The organism is Aquella oligotrophica, assembly GCF_002892535.1.
Classification (GTDB): domain Bacteria; phylum Pseudomonadota; class Gammaproteobacteria; order Burkholderiales; family UBA11063; genus Aquella; species Aquella oligotrophica.
The window spans coordinates 111953-127712 of the sequence record NZ_CP024847.1 but is presented as its reverse complement, the minus strand read 5'-3'; the positions used below and the strand labels follow the sequence as shown (position 1 = coordinate 127712).

The window sequence follows — 15760 nt, the reverse complement described above, 5'->3', positions numbered from 1 at the left end:
ATCTTTTAGCGTGAAAAATTATTTTTTAACAATTTTACGCATATCAAGAACGTGTTGCTCTTCAGAACCGATCATACCACGTGCATAGTCTTCAAGATAAACAGATTTATCTTTAACTTCATCTAATAATTCATGATAAAGCTTAGCTGCTTTAGTTTCATGTTCAATGGATTCTTTGATGATAGTTTGTAAATCATGCTTATTTGACTCTTTGATTGACTCTGTCTCTAAAGTTGGATGTCCACCCAAACCAGTCATCAATTCACCTGCTTTTAATGCATGATCAAGAGATTCAGTAGCATGACCTTTAAAATAACCAACCAAAGAAAGGCGCTCTAAACCATAAACCATTAAGCTGTAATGAGTATAGCGGCTAACACCAGCTAATTCGTGAGCAATAATTTTATCAAGAATGGCACAGACTTTTTTTTCATTGATGTCTAACATTTTTTTCTCCAAAAATTTAAAAAGTGCATAATTATAGCTTATTATTTACCCTAAATGTGTATTTTTCGCAAAAATGCAACACTTAATCTTATCTGATGCTTGTGTCAATAATAATCCTAGAGAGTAAATTTTATTCTTATTTGTGGGTTTATGATAGAATATGTCCGATATAATATTTATAATAGATTCTTTCAAAGGTAATCATTCAATATGCGGGTAACATCTTCTTTAATTACAATATTAATCTCAATGCTGGCAATAACCTCATGTTCTACACAGGCTGCGTATAAAGTATCATCTGAATTAACGGCACCATACTATACAGATGCTGATAATCAAGCAAAAGATGATAAAGATCTACAAAATAAATTGAAAAGCTTATACAAAACACAAATCCCAGGCAACGCAATTGATATAACAGCCTATTCTGGAGAAGTATTGTTGGTGGGACAAGTTCCTAGTAGTAGTGATAAAACTCGTGCTGCGGCTATTGCAAAACAGATTCCATATGTTAAGCAGGTTGATAACTACCTGACAATAAATGCTAATAAGCCAGTACTTAATTCAAACTCTTCATTGGCGGATAAGGCTATGGCAAGAATTAAATCACAAAGTGATATTGACGCTCAATACGTAAGGGTAAATGCTGTTGATGGTGTAGTTTATATTATGGGAAGCAACCTTGGTAATTTAACTGCACTAAATAAAGCCATTAATGGTATTTATGCGATGGAAGGTGTTACTCAAGTAGTTAATTTAGTTAAGCCAGGTGACAAAGATTATACTGAATCAGATACCTATGTTGACTAAGCTAGTTTTAAGTTACAAGCAGGCTTCCTAGCCTGCTTAATTTTTTGCCTAAATAACCCCCGGTGTAGATTAATACTCTTACATATCTATCTGTAATTTAATAATAATTTATCAAATATTTGGTTTTATTAAATTCGCTTTGATTTAATAAACCTTGCAAACTATAATAGCTTCTTGAAATTAACCTCAAAGGAAGCGCTAATGAAAAAAATATTAACCTCGTTATTTATCTTGAGTAGTATCAATTGTTATGCCGATAATATTTGTTCGCCAGAAGCTAAGCAGCAAGATATAAAACAGGCTGTTAAATGGTACCGTGATTCGGCAGAGAAAAAAGCTCTTTATAATCAGACTTTTTTGATCGGGACAAATTATGTCAGTGAATGGGTTAAATCAAACCATCCAAAAGCGAAAAGCTGGGGTGTAGTACTTGATATTGATGAAACAACACTGGATAATTCATGGTATTTCCGTGAGTGCGGCGAACTGGCTAGTAATGAATCTGATTTTAGTCACTATGTAGCAAATCCGATGAAATCTACTGCATTGCCCGGCGTAGCCAAATTTACCCAACTAGTTCATGATCTTGGTGGTTATGTTTCATTTGTTTCAAATCGTGATGGATCATTTAAAGATGAAACTGGTAGCGTACTGGATACTACTACCCAAAATCTAAAACATGAGAAAATTTATTTTGATCAAGTGGTTTTGGCAAATCGCCGTGACTCTAAAACGCCAAGTAATAAAAACCCACGCTTTAATGCTATAAATACTGGTAATTATGATGCCACACAGATGGTTTGGTCAAATAAATTACCAGCGCATAAAGTAATCGCCTATTTTGGTGATAATATTCAAGATTTCCCTAAGTTTAAACAGGGCAGTGCAAATTCTCTTGATGAAAATAGCAGCGAGTTTAGTATTTTTGGTAAAGGCTACTTTATCCTACCTAACCCTATGTATGGCAGTTGGGAAGCTAATCAGTATAATTAATGCTGGCGCGGCTTTCCATAAAAATAAATTATCTCTATCATACTTTCCCTGGACATTGCTCCGGGGTTAGTACCTAATACTCCTTGGGGTGCTTTGATATGTAAGGGCTTGTAATAATCTTGCCAAAGTGGAAGAATTTTGCTCGATTTACCATCAGTGAAATTCATCGGTGCTGGATGGAAAAATGGCTGATTATTATTTGCTGCTTTAAACGAGTAATCAAATAATTCTGAGCAGTAGAAAGCTTCTCCCCGTGCTGGAATAAAACTACTATTATAAGGCTTACCAATTTGCTCTCTGGCAATAGATATAGCATCTGGTATCAGTTTCTTGTAGGCTGGTTTTAGTCTGCCAACCATGACTCGTGGCTTACTTTCTGAATCAAGACTGCGCTGGAGAAATTTTGTCAATGGTGTAATCTCTACTCCATTTGATACTGCCTCAATCACCTCTGGCGGATCAGTATTAATAATCATTCCTACATGAGAAACATAGGTGTTATCATACCCTCTGGTAACACTATCAATACTATCACACATTGAACCACAATTCAGATCCTGAAAAAGAAAGTCTCCAGATTCTGGTATATAAGTTGCGGCATATGAATAGTGAATAGAAACTAAAAAAAGTATAGAAAAACACTTAATTATCTTTTGCATGATATTAAAATTCCTGTTTTTTTATTGCAGTTAGACATTCAGCAATACTCGGATAATTAAATTTGAATCGACTAGCAATCAACTTATCTGGAGAAATCTTAATACTATTTAAAAATAATTCCTGCCCCATTTGACCAAAAATTAATCTAATTACTGATTGTGGAAGATTAAACCAAGCTGGGCGCTTCCATGTCTGTGCTATGTGTTTGGTTAATTCTGCATTTGTAATTAATTCTGGCGCAACCAGAGTATAGATACCAGTCAGCTTATTATCAATTATATGCTTTAAGGCATTGAGTAAGTCTGTTAGTGCAATCCATGGGAAATACTGCTGTCCATTACCTAGTTTTCCTCCAGCCCCAAATAAAAAAGGACGTAACATTTGTGGAAAAGCTCCGCCATTACTAGCCAAAACTACCCCCAAGCGGGTAATAGTTAAGTTGCCTTTAAATTTTAAAGCTTCAGTTTCCCATTTTTTGGTGATTTCCTGTGAGAAATTTTCATAATTGCTATAGTCAATACTTTCAGTTTCTTTATTCTCTTGGTTAGGATGATAGATTCCGATGGCACTGGCTGAGATAAAATGTATTTCCGAATTATATTCATTGAATAAGCTTACTAGATTTTTAGTCGTAGAGATTCTACTTTCAAGTAGTTCCTGCTTTCTTTGTGTTGTCCAGCGCTTGGCTCCAATATTTGCTCCAGCAAGATTAATGACTATATCAATAGATCTAATTAGTTCGGGGTTATTTTCGAGTTCATTTAAAGTGATACTGGAAGCATTTTTTGTATGGCTTAATAGTATAAATCTATATTCATTGTGAAATTGCTTTCTGAAATTAGATGCGATAAAACCAGAAGCGCCACTTAAAAGAATTGTTTTCATTTTTCTCTACTTGTAATATTTAGTACTAAACTTACTAATAATGTAACGTTGAGCCGATTGCCTGCTTTTTACAAAAAATTGAACTTTACTAAAGAGTTATTTTACAGCCAATACCCATGATTGACACTATCATTCGGTCTTGTTGCACAAAAATCACTAATTTTTATAAATTAGATTGACTAAATATCCTAAATAGTGCTAAGTTTGTCCTGTGGTTAATATGTTGATATTATTAAATATAACAAATGACAAACTAATTATTTCGCAAATAATTTAAAAAAATAATATTTTTTTGGTGTTAAATGTTGCAATATGCAATGAAGGTGGGTTATCATATCGTACTTGCATTATTAGAGCAAGGCAGTTTTCCAAGGTAACGAAAAGCGCTGAAACTAAAAATAGTATAGGTGAATGACGATAGCTTGGATATGTAGACCTTCCCTTGAAAACAGGCTGCTAGCTCTTTTAATGCAAGTTTACCCCTTTGCAGCTCATTTAATGAGCTGCTTTTTCTTTTTGTAGCTTCAATTTCTTTCTCATAATTAAAATCAATCGCATAATATAGTGAATTTGTGTATCATTATGACTGTGATAATATTCATTAGGATCTATAATACTTATCCTAGAAAGTAATAAATGAAAGAAAATCCTGCTTGGAGTAGTTTTATCTCTAATTGTCAACAAATTGAGTCTGTAGCTGAGTTACAGGAACTGTTTGAACTTACTTTGACACCTGCCGAATGTGAAAAAATAGCTGCCCGTTATATGATATTAAAAGAACTCATTCATGGTAATCTCACTCACCGTGAAATAGCAGCTAAATTAAAGGTAAGTATTTTTAATGTTACCCGCGGCGCTAATCAGCTAAAAAAGACTCCTGAAACTACAAAGCAATTAATAAGAGAAACTAAATGAAGGCTGTAATTCAGCGCGTAAAATTATCTTCAGTTAGTGTTGCAGGTGAAATAGTTGGCAAAATAAATCAGGGATTATTGATTTTACTCGGGATTACCCATGATGATACTAGAAATCAATGCGATTGGCTTGCCAATAAAATCATTAATATGCGAATCTTCTCTGATTCTGACGATAAACTTAATCTTTCAGTAAAAGATATTGCCGGAGGTATTCTGGTTATATCTCAATTTACCTTATATGCAGAAGCAGAAAAGGGTAATCGCCCCTCGTTTACTAACGCAGCCCGTCCAGAAATAGCAAAACCCCTTTATGAGTATTTTATTGATAAATTAAGAGCAAATGATATTTCGGTTGAATCAGGAATATTTGGTGCTGATATGCAGGTTGAATTAATTAATGATGGGCCAATTACCATTATGCTTGAGAAGTAGTCTTATTATCTGTCTGAAATGTATTTATATTATTTATAATTGCTATGGGTTGTTAATTTAATTGTTTCTAATAAGACAAGTTCATTTATAATTATTTCTGAACTACGTTAGGGGAGGGAACGATTTATGCTAAAAACTATATTATCTATCTATTTGGGAGTTATCGCTACGATGTCCTTTGCTGATTCTAGTTATCCAATTATTGCTGGTAAACCACATACAGATTCAAAAAAGCCATTTGTTGAAGTGTACGCACATCGTGGTGCGCGTAGCTTTTCCCCAGAAAATACCATGCCAGCCTATAAAACTGGCCTTGCGGTTGGAACAAACTGGGTTGATATGGATATCGGGGTTACCAAGGATGGGATAATTTTAATTGATCATGATATTTGGTTAAATCCAGATATCCTTCGTAAAGATGGTAAATTCTGGGCAAATAGCAAACAGGAATTTTATAAAAGTCTAGAAAGTGCTCCGGGAGGAATTGATAAAAATATCCAACCATATTTGGTGAAAAATCTTACTCTGACACAATTGCAAAAATACGATGCAGGAAAACTAAATCCGGCAAGTCCATACGCCAAATATTTCTCTGAGCAATATCCAGTTGATGGTACTCGGATGCCAACATTGCAAGAAGTAGCTGATTATGTGAATAAAGTTACCGATAATCAGGTTGATTTCCAGATTGAAATTAAGAATGACCCAGAACATCCAAACTGGACTGTTTCACCAAAAGAATTTGCAATTAAGGTAAATCAGTTTCTTGTTAAAAATAATCTAGTTGAAAGAGCTGAAATACAGTCTTTTGATTGGGTTCCATTATATGAGCTACATAAATTAAATCCGAAAGTTAAATTAGCTTTTCTGGTTGGTGGGGACGATATAGAGCGTATGCATTCTTCTGACCCTAAACAGGCTGGGTTGTGGAGTGGTGGAAAATTATTAAAAGACTATGGAAACTCTCTACCTAAGATGATTAAAGCTTTGGGTGGTTCATGTTATGAACCTCAAGATACAGCATTAACCAAAGAAGATCTTGATGAAGCACATAAGTTGGGATTAAAAGTTGTAGTTTGGACTTGGCCTGAAAATTCAGGATCTGTTTTTGATCCGATTCTTGTAGATAAGCTGATCAAATGGGGTGTAGATGGGATAATTACTGATGATCCCGCGCAATTAAATTCTATGTTAGCTGCTCGTGGGCTTCCAGTTCCTAAAAATTATCCATCATATTAATAATAGTTAACCTAAGTGTAATTTAAGAAAAATTATTACTATTTCCCAAATAAAAATTTACGCAAATGGTAATTGCTTAAATGTGATGTAGGTAATTGGAATATGCCAATTTTCAGTAAGTGGAATGGAGGGATTCCATAGCCTACATCGTAAGCCAGCTCAACTAATGTTCTTACATTGGCACCTTGCAAATTAAATTTGTCACAAATAATGCCAATATTTTTGATAATAGTTCCCCTACTTATATTATAAAGCCCTGCGATTTCTTTTTGTGCAAAACCTATGGCAAGTAAAAATATAATTTCCTGTTGGCGAACACTTAGACTTACTATTTGGGGGGGAGTTAAACTCTGACCAGATAATTTGAATTGCTCAGGAATTAATAAACAACCAACAGGTTGATTTTTAAAATCAAATATAGTTTGATTTAACGTAATATGTAATTCATGTTTACTAACAAAATGATTGGAGACCAGTAGCCACATTTTATCTAAACAACCATTAAACATTTGCCTCTTAATTTCTTCCTTATCTTTCAGAAAAATATCGTTTGGTTTTGTAATTATCTCTGGTAGTCTTTTCCCTAATAATGACTCTGAATTTTCTGCATTAAATTCTTGATAGCGGTTCTCCCCTAAAGATATTATCCTATCTTCTTTATCCAAAACCAGATGATTTGGATTATTAATGATCATTTGTTGTACATCGTCGCTCATTTTTAACTTATTTATGTTGAATATCATTTATATCTATCCATAGACTGTTTTGGTATTTGATGTTAGGGGGTAGGTAGGAGCTGTTATTAGATTCAATTATAACATATTGTTATTTAGTCAACTTCAGATGTTATTTAGATTATAGAAAAATTTCACTTGTATATTTAGCCATCATTTTGATGGTTGTTGTTTCATAGGGGGTATTGCTAAAATCAAGAATATTTTTGAGTTTAATCTGTATTTTGAGAGCGGGAGTATGTTACTACCAAATTTAGAAATTAAAAAGGCATATTTATGGGTTACTTTACTTATCTTTTTGCAGATGGTAAATGCTAATGATTTTGCTACATCTGGAGCATACATTAATGCCAATGCTGGTTTTGGGACAATGCAGTATTTACCAACAGGTTCATTTGCCGCGACCTTAAATGCAGGCTATGCTTTTAACCGCTCATTTGGTTTAGAGGGTGGCTATGCATGGTTACCAAGCAGTCAGTATGGAGCATCACAATATAATAATATTTTTGATGTGGCAGCAAAAGGAACTTTGCCATTAAGTCGTGTTTTTGCTTTATATGGGCGTTTGGGGGCTGGTCTTAACTATCAAAGCTTTAGTGGCACAACTAATCCGGGCACTCCATCATCTTATTGTCAGAATAGTACGATGTCAAATTTTGTAGGTTTAGCAGGAGTGGGAGGATCATTTGCGATTAGTAATCATTTTGATTTACGAGTAGAAGATACAATTTATGTACCATTTGGTGGCGGAAATCAGAGTGCTGGAGCAACGAATTTGGTACTGGGTGGTGTACAGTACAATTTCTAAATAGCAACATTATAAAAGATTCCTTCATGAGAGCAGGGTGATAGACAAGAAATATCATCCTGTTTATTTTGAGAGATGACCATATTTACTAAAGCAAAACTAAGTATACATGGTAGATAAGAAATAAAAAATATAGAAATAATTGGTATAAGAGGCATGCATGAAAAATCTGACAACAAAGACATTCGTACATGGAAGAAGTCGTAGGATTCAGAATCTGGCATTAGCAGGGATAACCGCAGCGGTATTAAGTGCGTGTGGAGGCGGAAGCGGTGGCTGCTGCACAGTTCCACCTAATGGAAATAGTCAATTAATCTTTGTAGCCCCAAGTATCTTACCTTCATTAGCGAACAAGACAGGTATCAACTACATGGGAGTATATAACCCATCAGATGTAGCGATAAGTGGAATCAAGTATAGTGTTGGGCAGCAGGTAGGCTCAGGAAATAGCATAACCATGGATCAGGCAAGTGCATTAGCCTGTGCAAATATAGCAGCAAAAAGTAGCTGTTACCTGAAATTCTCAGTACCAGAATCAACAATAGCAGGAGGTACGGTAGTAAGTGCAATAGATAGTAATGGAGCCGAAGCAGCAACACCGTTAGCAATTGGAGTGCAACAAGTACCATATAGCGAATCAGCCAATGCAAATGGAGTAGGCTTATATTTCTATCCCAAAGCGCAATATAGCGAAAGCGGAGTACCATTTATCTTGGTAACCGCAGTAGTGCAGTCACCAAATGTAGGGACAATCAATACGATAGAGTTGGTAGATGAAAGTGGGAATGTAATTCCGAACCAGATGGTAACAAGTAATAACGCAGGACCAGGTAGTTCACCGCTGCAAATTGGAGATGTAGTAGAGATAGAGTTACCGATTCCGCAGGGAGTGAACCTGACGCAGAATATCAAAGTACAGACATCGTACCAGACATTAGCTACATCAGCGGTAAGTAGCTTAGCCGAGAGACTAAACCTGAAGAGTGAAGCATTAAAAGCTACGACAAATAGCAGTACGAGTACGGCAACGTATACACTGACTACGCAGGGTAATAATATCAATCTGCAATTAACCCCCAATCAGGTATATCTGACACAGAAAGATTCAATCCAGTATGGTTACTTATACAATATAGGAGATTTGACAGCATCGCAGATAACGGTAACGAGCAGCAGTCCGAATGTAAGGGTTACTATAGCAGAACAAAGTTTGGGCAGGCAAAAAGCAACTAAAATAACCTATGAGTTATTGAATGGTAGTACAATTCCAGCAACCAATCCAGTGACCATAACTGCACAGAATCCAAGTGGACAGATAGAAATAACTACCGGAACAACTAATCAAAATGTAAATCCTGATATAGTGCCACCTCCAACCCCAACCCCAACGCCTGCACCTACTCCGAGTCCATCTCCAATACCTCCCCCAGTACCTGGAAATTTAGCATTAACTAGCGTAAGTAATTTTATTCAATTAGGAAATACAACTCAAGCAACCATTACACTTGAAAACAGTTTTGGAGTAACTACACCAATTCCAATCTCAATCAGCTGTAATAGCTCGAATATTAATTGTAATTTAAGCACATCATCATGTAATTTAACTACTACAAATAATAGTTGTTTTGTAAATATACAAGGTGATCATATTGGCAATGGGGCATTAATTGCAACAACTACAACCTCTGGTTACGATGCAGTTGGAGATTTTTACACCGTTGGGTCATCATCTGATGGTAGTCAAAATTTATATGCACCATTTAAAACTGGCACTTTCCCAAATCTTACTACCACCTTGAATCGTTGTCTAATTAATAATAATGGTAGTATTTCTGGGTGCAGCGATCAAAACGCAGCTACTGGGTTATCTGGCTATTCATATGTATATAACATGACTGTATTTAATCCAGAGCTTACCAGTAAATATCTATATGTTCCCTCAAGGTCAGCGACAGCTAGTTATGTTTATAAATGTGCAGTAGCAAATGATGGAACATTAGGTACAGCATGTAGTGATGCTTCTAACGGTAATTTTTCCCTGAGTGGTCTTATTGAAGCTGGAATGTTGGCTCAAAATATAAACGGTCAAAATTATTTATTTCTGGGTGCTGGAGTGGCAGCTCAGGTTTACCGCTGCAGTATGTCTAATAATGGAGATTTAAGTGGCTGTTCCTTAGGCTTCGACTTTAATACAATTGGTAATTCAGCAATCAGTGGTATCCGGCTCTGGAATACCAATGGTAATTTATATTTATATGCTCAAGGAATAATAGGTAAGGTTTATCGTTGTAATATTTCTCAAGTAGATGCTTCTATTTCATCCTGCACCGAGATCCATCAATTTAATACACCATCTCCACTTACATCAATGGCGTTTCTACAGCTAAATAATCATTCCTATGTATATGTGTCATACCAAGATTCATTATTAGATCCCGCACCAGTGATAGTAGAAGAGTGTACAATCGATAATCTTGGCGGGTTTACTGACTGTAACCTTGCTAATGCCAATTTCACTGCTCCAGTAGATTCTGGTACTTATGGGTCGTTAAATTCTTTGACTTCAGTTGCCAAAAATAATCAGGTTTATCTTTATGGGCAATATCAAATACTTGATGGTTATGGCATCCCAACTGGGGATACTTCTTTTGAAGAATGCCTGATAACTAGTCTAAGCAATCTTAGTTGTTCCGTTAATCATAGTTATTCTAGTGGCGTTTTTTCGTTTAGTTTGTTTTGATAATTAATTGGGTGAGGTTATATATTTAAGTGTATTTTCTCCATATTCCGTTCAGGATCAGGTGCGATACCAAAACCAAGCTGACGGTATAAAGATTGAGCATCGTTAGTTCGTAACATTATTTTTTTGATATTTACAGTCTTTGGGTCTTCGAGTAATTCACTAACTAGCCATTTTGCCAACCCATTGCCACGATGACTTTCATCAATAAACACATCTGCCAGATAGCCAAAGATGGCATAGTCAGTGACTAATCTGGCAAAACCAACCAATTTATCATGATGTAATACCAGCTTGACAAAAGAATTTTCAAATGCAGTCTTTGTTGCTTCAAAGGAGCGCTTCTTTGCCCAATAAGTAGTGGAAAGCTTGGCATGGATATAATCATAATCAAGTTGAGTTTGATTCCCAATAATTATATATCCTTTTTGCAAGAGCGTATCTTTATCATATAACATAATATTTCAATCTTTAATAGATGACATAGGGTAATGGACGAATTATCTGAAGCAGAAATCGAGAGCATTTTTGACAAAAATCTTTTCAGTTTGCTGACTAGTTAAACCAATATTTTTTAACAAATTTAATAACTCATTCAACCAATTTTTTTTAATCAGTGGAAAATTGGAGCCATAGCAAAGCCGATCAATTGAGATTTTATCAATGATGGTTTTTATTATTCTGCTTCGGTTATCCCAATTATCATTCATCTCAAGACCAGATAATTTGAAAAATACACTACTTTGTGCATATTTATCAAGCATGGATTGCCAGCCTATAAACTCTTTATCTTTAGCTGATAATGGTAGCCCGCAATGATCAATAATTGTTTTGACCTCACTCTCGATAATCAATGGATAGATACGTAATAACTGATCAGGATACATTTGACAATCATAAATATAGCCATTATTTGCAAGTAGCTTCAGATTCTCAAGAAGATTCAGCATTTTCTTCTCATCTAGCGTGATATCATTAGCACATGGCGAATAGTTGCTATTTTTTGAAAATGAGCAGATGTCACGAAATCCTTTGACGATCTCAAAAGGCTTAAATTTCTCAAGCTCCTCATTAAACTCTTTTGGGTTCTGCGTGGTATCGATATAGGCTATATGTCGGTAGCGAATATTTGGCGGCAATGATTGACTAAGTTGACTAAGCCATTTAACTTCGTCGAGCGTTTTATCACTGTCTGCTGCTTCAATAGTAATAAATCCGGCTAAAGTATGCTCTTTAGTGTGGGAATTGAGAAATTCATTTAAGGTGAAATTCTGCATTAAATATGGATCATTACTTTTAACAACCCAGGAGTTTATTTCTTGGTTTAAATCCCATAAATGAAGGTGACTATCAATAAACTCCATTGTTATCCTTATTTAGCCGAAAATATAGCCGATTTTACGTTTGGCAGCATCAAAAAGTAGCTCACTATCACTAACTTCTAGGTGATCATTATGATTACGCCATAATTCATACTTGGCAGCGGTATTAATAACAGTTTCTTGGCTTGGGTATTTGATTTTTTCACCAGTTGAGCGAGTTAAAACATGTAATTTACAGCTAGTTTCAAGATAATAATGAAACCAGAAAGCTTCGGTTATTGAAGCACCAACGCTGATAAGACCGTGATTCTTCAGTATCATCGAATATTTGCCCTGCATATCATGCAATAAGTGATCTTGCTCATTATCATTGATAAAAAGTGTCTCAAAATCATGATAACCAATTTTGCCATGAAACATCATTGCAATCTGATCGAGAAGTAGTAAATCTTCTTCTAGATTAGAAACGGCTACACCATAAGTTGAATGGGTATGCAAGATACAGTTTACTTCTGGGAAATTACGATATACTGCCCGGTGAACGGTTGTGCCATTTTTATTGATTTGAAAGCCAAATTTACTGTCAATAACGTTCCCATCAAAATCAACTTTTACCAGATTTTCCGGAGTAATTTCATCAAATGCCAAACCAAATGGCAGAATCAATAATGCTTCTTGGTTAGGAATCCGAGCTGATAGATGAGTTACAATCAGATCACACCAACCATAATAATCAAAAACTCGGTAGAGGTAGGCAAGCTGTTTGCGCAGATTCTGTTCATCCGTAGCGCGTGCATTAATAATATTATTTTTTATGTTTTGATAGTTTAATTCATTCATTTATTTAACCTCGAAAGCTTTTGACTTCATTACAATTGTATCATTTAATTCAATGCCAAGCCCGGGCAGCTCTGGTACTGTCATATAGCCATTTTGCGGCTGATAATCCTGAATACATAATTCGCGATTCCACTCTTTGGTCGCATAAGTATGATGTTCATGAATATAGAAATTAGGAATTGCAGTTTCAAGATGTAATGAAGCCGCAGTTGCTACAGGTCCACCACAAACATGAGCCTGAACCTGAATATCATACATATCGGCATAATCACAGATTTTCTTAGCTTCGGTAAAGCCACCACATAAACCAATATCTGGTTGTAGGATATCAATAGTCTGATTCTCAAAATATGGACGCATCCCATGACGCAGATAAATTCGCTCTCCTGCGGCTAGTGGTACGGTTAATTTTGCTGCAACTTTGTCATGCAGTGCGCTATTAACATAATTTACTGGTTCTTCCATGAAGGCACAGTTAAATTCTTCGGCAATTTCTTTGCCAATCTGGATCGCTGAGGTAGCTCCAAGAAGACTATGGCACTCTAGGAATATATCTACTTTCGCCCCAACCGTGTCACGAATTGCCTGCATTCTGGCTTTTACTAACTCTAATAAATCAGCTTTGAATAATTTAGTTAAATCATATAAGGTATTACCATCTTTATCATAAAACATTGGATTAACCTTAACTGCATCATAACCCTCATCCAGTGCTTTTTGAGCAGCTTTGGCATATTCTTCGGGCTGAATCAATTTCTTAGCTTCCGGATCCCAGTCAAACTGTAGCTGACTAGCATAAGTACGTAGTTTTGGATTTACCTTACCACCAAGTAACTGATAAACTGGAACGCCAAGAGCTTTACCTTTAATATCCCATAGCGCAGTATCAATTGCACTCATTGCGGCATAAAATACCGCGTTACTGCCTTGTGCCCAGAAACCTTCACGAAACATTTTTGACCACAGTAATTCAGTCTGAAACGGATCAAATCCAATTACGCGAGCTTTAACTATTTCATTGATCATATTAGCCGCAGCACTATGCCCCCAATCATAAGCCAATCCGGCTTCACCAACTCCAGAGATACCTTCATCAGTATGAATCCGGACAAAGACTGGATGCCATTGCGGACGTTTCGGGCATTCCATATCAAAAATTTCAACGCGAGTAATTTTCATTGTTTAATTTCCATAAAATAATTCTAGTCTAGCGAGCGATATAACCACCATCAATCGGGATCAACGCACCGGTAACATAAGCAAGGTTATCTAAGCTTAATGCAAAAGCTAATTCTGCTACTTCTTGGGGTAAACCGATTCTGCCTAATGGTTGGCAACTTGCTTCTTCTTTTTCGATTTGATCAAGGCTTATTCCTGATTTTTGCGAATAGTTTTCAATTGCTTTACGATATAATGGTGTATCTATCGTTCCTACGCCAAGGCAATTGGCACGAATATTATACTTGGCATAATCAATCGCAATACTTTTAGTAAGCTGTGCTAAAGCTGCCTTAGTCATACCATAAGCGGCAGAATTAGGCTTGCCTACTGTTGATTGATCTGAACCAATGGTTATTATATTGCCACCCTTTTTTTTCATGAATGGTAATATTTGTTTGATCAATCGCCATGCTCCAAGCAAATTTAGATTTACTATATCCAGTAAGGCATCCTCATCGGTAGTTTCAATTGACCCAGATAGATGTTTCCCTGCTGATACGATTACTGTATTTATTATAGCTTCACGATTTCTTATATCTTCTAATGCGAGACTAATTTCACCATTATTACAAATATTTGTTTTTAAATAACGATATGCAGGATATTTTTGTAAGCTCGGGTTGTCATTTATATCTAGGTTATAGACCCGATAATTATTCTGCAAAAATTTTTCGCAACAGGCTGCACCTATTCCGGAAGAACCTCCTGAGATTAGCAGTGTTTTCACAGTAACAAATTTCCTATTCTGGATTGATCATTAAATAAAGGTAACTGCTCGGACTATTTTGTAATAGCTGTGTTGCAAAATTCCTTAGCTACACCAATCGGCAATTATACCGCAAAAAGGATTGATTTGCAGATAGCTTAAAATGAGAATAATTAATAAGCTTCGATATGTTGTAGAGGAATCTTTACATTAAATAATAAATCTTTGGAGACTAGGCGATCAAATCCAAGTTGAAGAAGCTTATTGTATAATGCCTCTCGGCTAAATGTATCAAATTTAACCCGGAGCTGATTTGAAAAAATATTATCAATAGTATTTTTAGAAACAGGTTTATTTTCTAATTTAGATAAAACCATAGCAATTTCTTTGCTACTTAAACCATTTAGAAATAGAAAAATTAGTTCCTTTTCTCTTTTTGTCAAGTTATACTGATTAAAATCAACAAATTGCGGCTCTTCATAAATTTCTAGAGCCCTTAGCAGTTGGTGCTGGATATTGCTATAAAGAACTTTATGTAGTACGACCACAACTCCAAGCACCTCGTCAGTATCCGGATTTATCAATGGATATTTGCTAGTCATATATGGCTGAATCGTACCTTCAAAATAATTCATATTAATCGAATGTTTGACTGTTCGTGTTTGTTGTACTTCCAACTCTTCATTAATAGATTGATTCTGGTTATACTTATAAACAGTTGGTGGCAATCCATATTCGCCAATTTGACTTGAGTCCTCGCCACGAGTAAATTTATACTTCTGCGTGGCATAGAGGATTCGAGTTTTGCTATCCTTAATAGCGATTCTGAAAAAAGGCATTAATTCATCCAGCCGCTTATATTTAGCAATTACCTTGGCTAGAAAGTCTTCATTATTCATCTAATGGTTCCAATATAAATGACAATCAGATATTTCGTTGATTTTAGCACAATCAGTATCTGCCAGCTGATAATTTTCCATAATGAATCATGGAAAGCAAATGACTT

17 protein-coding genes are annotated in these 15760 nt (G+C 35.6%); 7 read left to right on the top strand and 10 right to left on the bottom strand.

What is annotated here, in order from left to right; translation table 11 throughout:
* Positions 1 to 18: 18 nt before the first annotated feature.
* Positions 19 to 447, bottom strand: a complete 429-nt coding sequence (locus CUN60_RS00600) for a ferritin-like domain-containing protein (RefSeq protein WP_102950159.1) — start codon at positions 445 to 447, stop codon at positions 19 to 21.
* Positions 448 to 657: 210 nt separating this feature from the next.
* Between CUN60_RS00600 and CUN60_RS00595 the strand changes: the two genes are divergently transcribed.
* Both CUN60_RS00595 and CUN60_RS00590 read left to right on the top strand, forming a co-directional pair.
* Positions 658 to 1257, top strand: a complete 600-nt coding sequence (locus CUN60_RS00595) for a BON domain-containing protein (RefSeq protein WP_102950158.1) — start codon at positions 658 to 660, stop codon at positions 1255 to 1257.
* Positions 1258 to 1458: 201 nt separating this feature from the next.
* Positions 1459 to 2250 (top strand): HAD family acid phosphatase, encoded by a 792-nt coding sequence (locus CUN60_RS00590; RefSeq protein WP_102950157.1) that lies wholly within the window; start codon positions 1459 to 1461, stop codon positions 2248 to 2250.
* Here the strand turns inward: CUN60_RS00590 and CUN60_RS00585 are convergent.
* Positions 2247 to 2909 carry a YiiX/YebB-like N1pC/P60 family cysteine hydrolase gene (locus tag CUN60_RS00585; RefSeq protein WP_102950156.1) on the bottom strand — a complete coding sequence of 221 codons (663 nt, stop codon included), beginning with the start codon at positions 2907 to 2909 and terminating at the stop codon, positions 2247 to 2249. The two genes, CUN60_RS00590 and CUN60_RS00585, sit on opposite strands and share 4 nt — an antisense overlap.
* A gap of 4 nt (positions 2910 to 2913) precedes the next feature.
* Entirely contained in the window at positions 2914 to 3795 is an 882-nt protein-coding gene (locus tag CUN60_RS00580; protein WP_102950155.1) for a TIGR01777 family oxidoreductase, read from the bottom strand.
* Positions 3796 to 4431: 636 nt separating this feature from the next.
* On the opposite strand from CUN60_RS00580, the gene trpR reads away from it, so the two are divergent.
* The 3 genes from trpR to CUN60_RS00565 all read left to right on the top strand — a co-directional run bounded on the left by trpR (position 4432) and on the right by CUN60_RS00565 (position 6383).
* The gene (trpR, locus tag CUN60_RS00575) at positions 4432 to 4710 is read left to right on the top strand and encodes a trp operon repressor (protein WP_102950154.1); all 279 of its coding nucleotides are present in this window, start codon (positions 4432 to 4434) and stop codon (positions 4708 to 4710) included.
* Complete coding sequence (gene dtd / locus CUN60_RS00570; protein ID WP_102950153.1) at positions 4707 to 5144, top strand: D-aminoacyl-tRNA deacylase; 438 nt, start codon at positions 4707 to 4709, stop codon at positions 5142 to 5144. The genes trpR and dtd overlap by 4 nt, the downstream gene beginning before the upstream one ends.
* A 126-nt stretch (positions 5145 to 5270) precedes the next feature.
* Positions 5271 to 6383, top strand: a complete 1113-nt coding sequence (locus CUN60_RS00565) for a glycerophosphodiester phosphodiesterase family protein (protein ID WP_102950152.1) — start codon at positions 5271 to 5273, stop codon at positions 6381 to 6383.
* 38 nt (positions 6384 to 6421) lie between these two features.
* Here CUN60_RS00565 and CUN60_RS00560 read toward each other — a convergent pair whose 3' ends face one another.
* Entirely contained in the window at positions 6422 to 7126 is a 705-nt protein-coding gene (locus tag CUN60_RS00560) for a helix-turn-helix transcriptional regulator (protein ID WP_102950151.1), read from the bottom strand.
* A gap of 229 nt (positions 7127 to 7355) precedes the next feature.
* Between CUN60_RS00560 and CUN60_RS00555 the strand changes: the two genes are divergently transcribed.
* A complete protein-coding gene (locus CUN60_RS00555) occupies positions 7356 to 7925 on the top strand; it encodes an outer membrane beta-barrel protein (protein ID WP_102950150.1) in 570 nt (189 codons plus the stop codon).
* Positions 7926 to 8085: 160 nt separating this feature from the next.
* Positions 8086 to 10665 (top strand): hypothetical protein, encoded by a 2580-nt coding sequence (locus CUN60_RS00550; protein ID WP_102950149.1) that lies wholly within the window; start codon positions 8086 to 8088, stop codon positions 10663 to 10665.
* Between the two features lie 17 nt (positions 10666 to 10682).
* On the opposite strand, the gene CUN60_RS00545 is transcribed toward CUN60_RS00550, so the two are convergent.
* The 6 genes from CUN60_RS00545 to CUN60_RS00520 form a co-directional block, all read right to left on the bottom strand.
* The gene (locus CUN60_RS00545; protein WP_102950148.1) at positions 10683 to 11123 is read right to left on the bottom strand and encodes a GNAT family N-acetyltransferase; all 441 of its coding nucleotides are present in this window, start codon (positions 11121 to 11123) and stop codon (positions 10683 to 10685) included.
* A 42-nt stretch (positions 11124 to 11165) separates the two neighbouring features.
* Entirely contained in the window at positions 11166 to 12029 is an 864-nt protein-coding gene (locus CUN60_RS00540) for an amidohydrolase family protein (RefSeq protein WP_102950147.1), read from the bottom strand.
* Positions 12030 to 12041: 12 nt separating this feature from the next.
* Positions 12042 to 12827 carry a class II aldolase/adducin family protein gene (locus CUN60_RS00535; protein WP_102950146.1) on the bottom strand — a complete coding sequence of 262 codons (786 nt, stop codon included), beginning with the start codon at positions 12825 to 12827 and terminating at the stop codon, positions 12042 to 12044.
* A complete protein-coding gene (locus CUN60_RS00530; RefSeq protein ID WP_102950145.1) occupies positions 12828 to 14006 on the bottom strand; it encodes a mandelate racemase/muconate lactonizing enzyme family protein in 1179 nt (392 codons plus the stop codon). It abuts the gene before it with no gap.
* Positions 14007 to 14034: 28 nt separating this feature from the next.
* Positions 14035 to 14775, bottom strand: a complete 741-nt coding sequence (locus CUN60_RS00525) for an SDR family NAD(P)-dependent oxidoreductase (protein ID WP_158649220.1) — start codon at positions 14773 to 14775, stop codon at positions 14035 to 14037.
* Between the two features lie 152 nt (positions 14776 to 14927).
* The gene (locus CUN60_RS00520) at positions 14928 to 15653 is read right to left on the bottom strand and encodes a helix-turn-helix transcriptional regulator (protein ID WP_102950143.1); all 726 of its coding nucleotides are present in this window, start codon (positions 15651 to 15653) and stop codon (positions 14928 to 14930) included.
* Between the last annotated feature and the right edge of the window lie 107 nt (positions 15654 to 15760).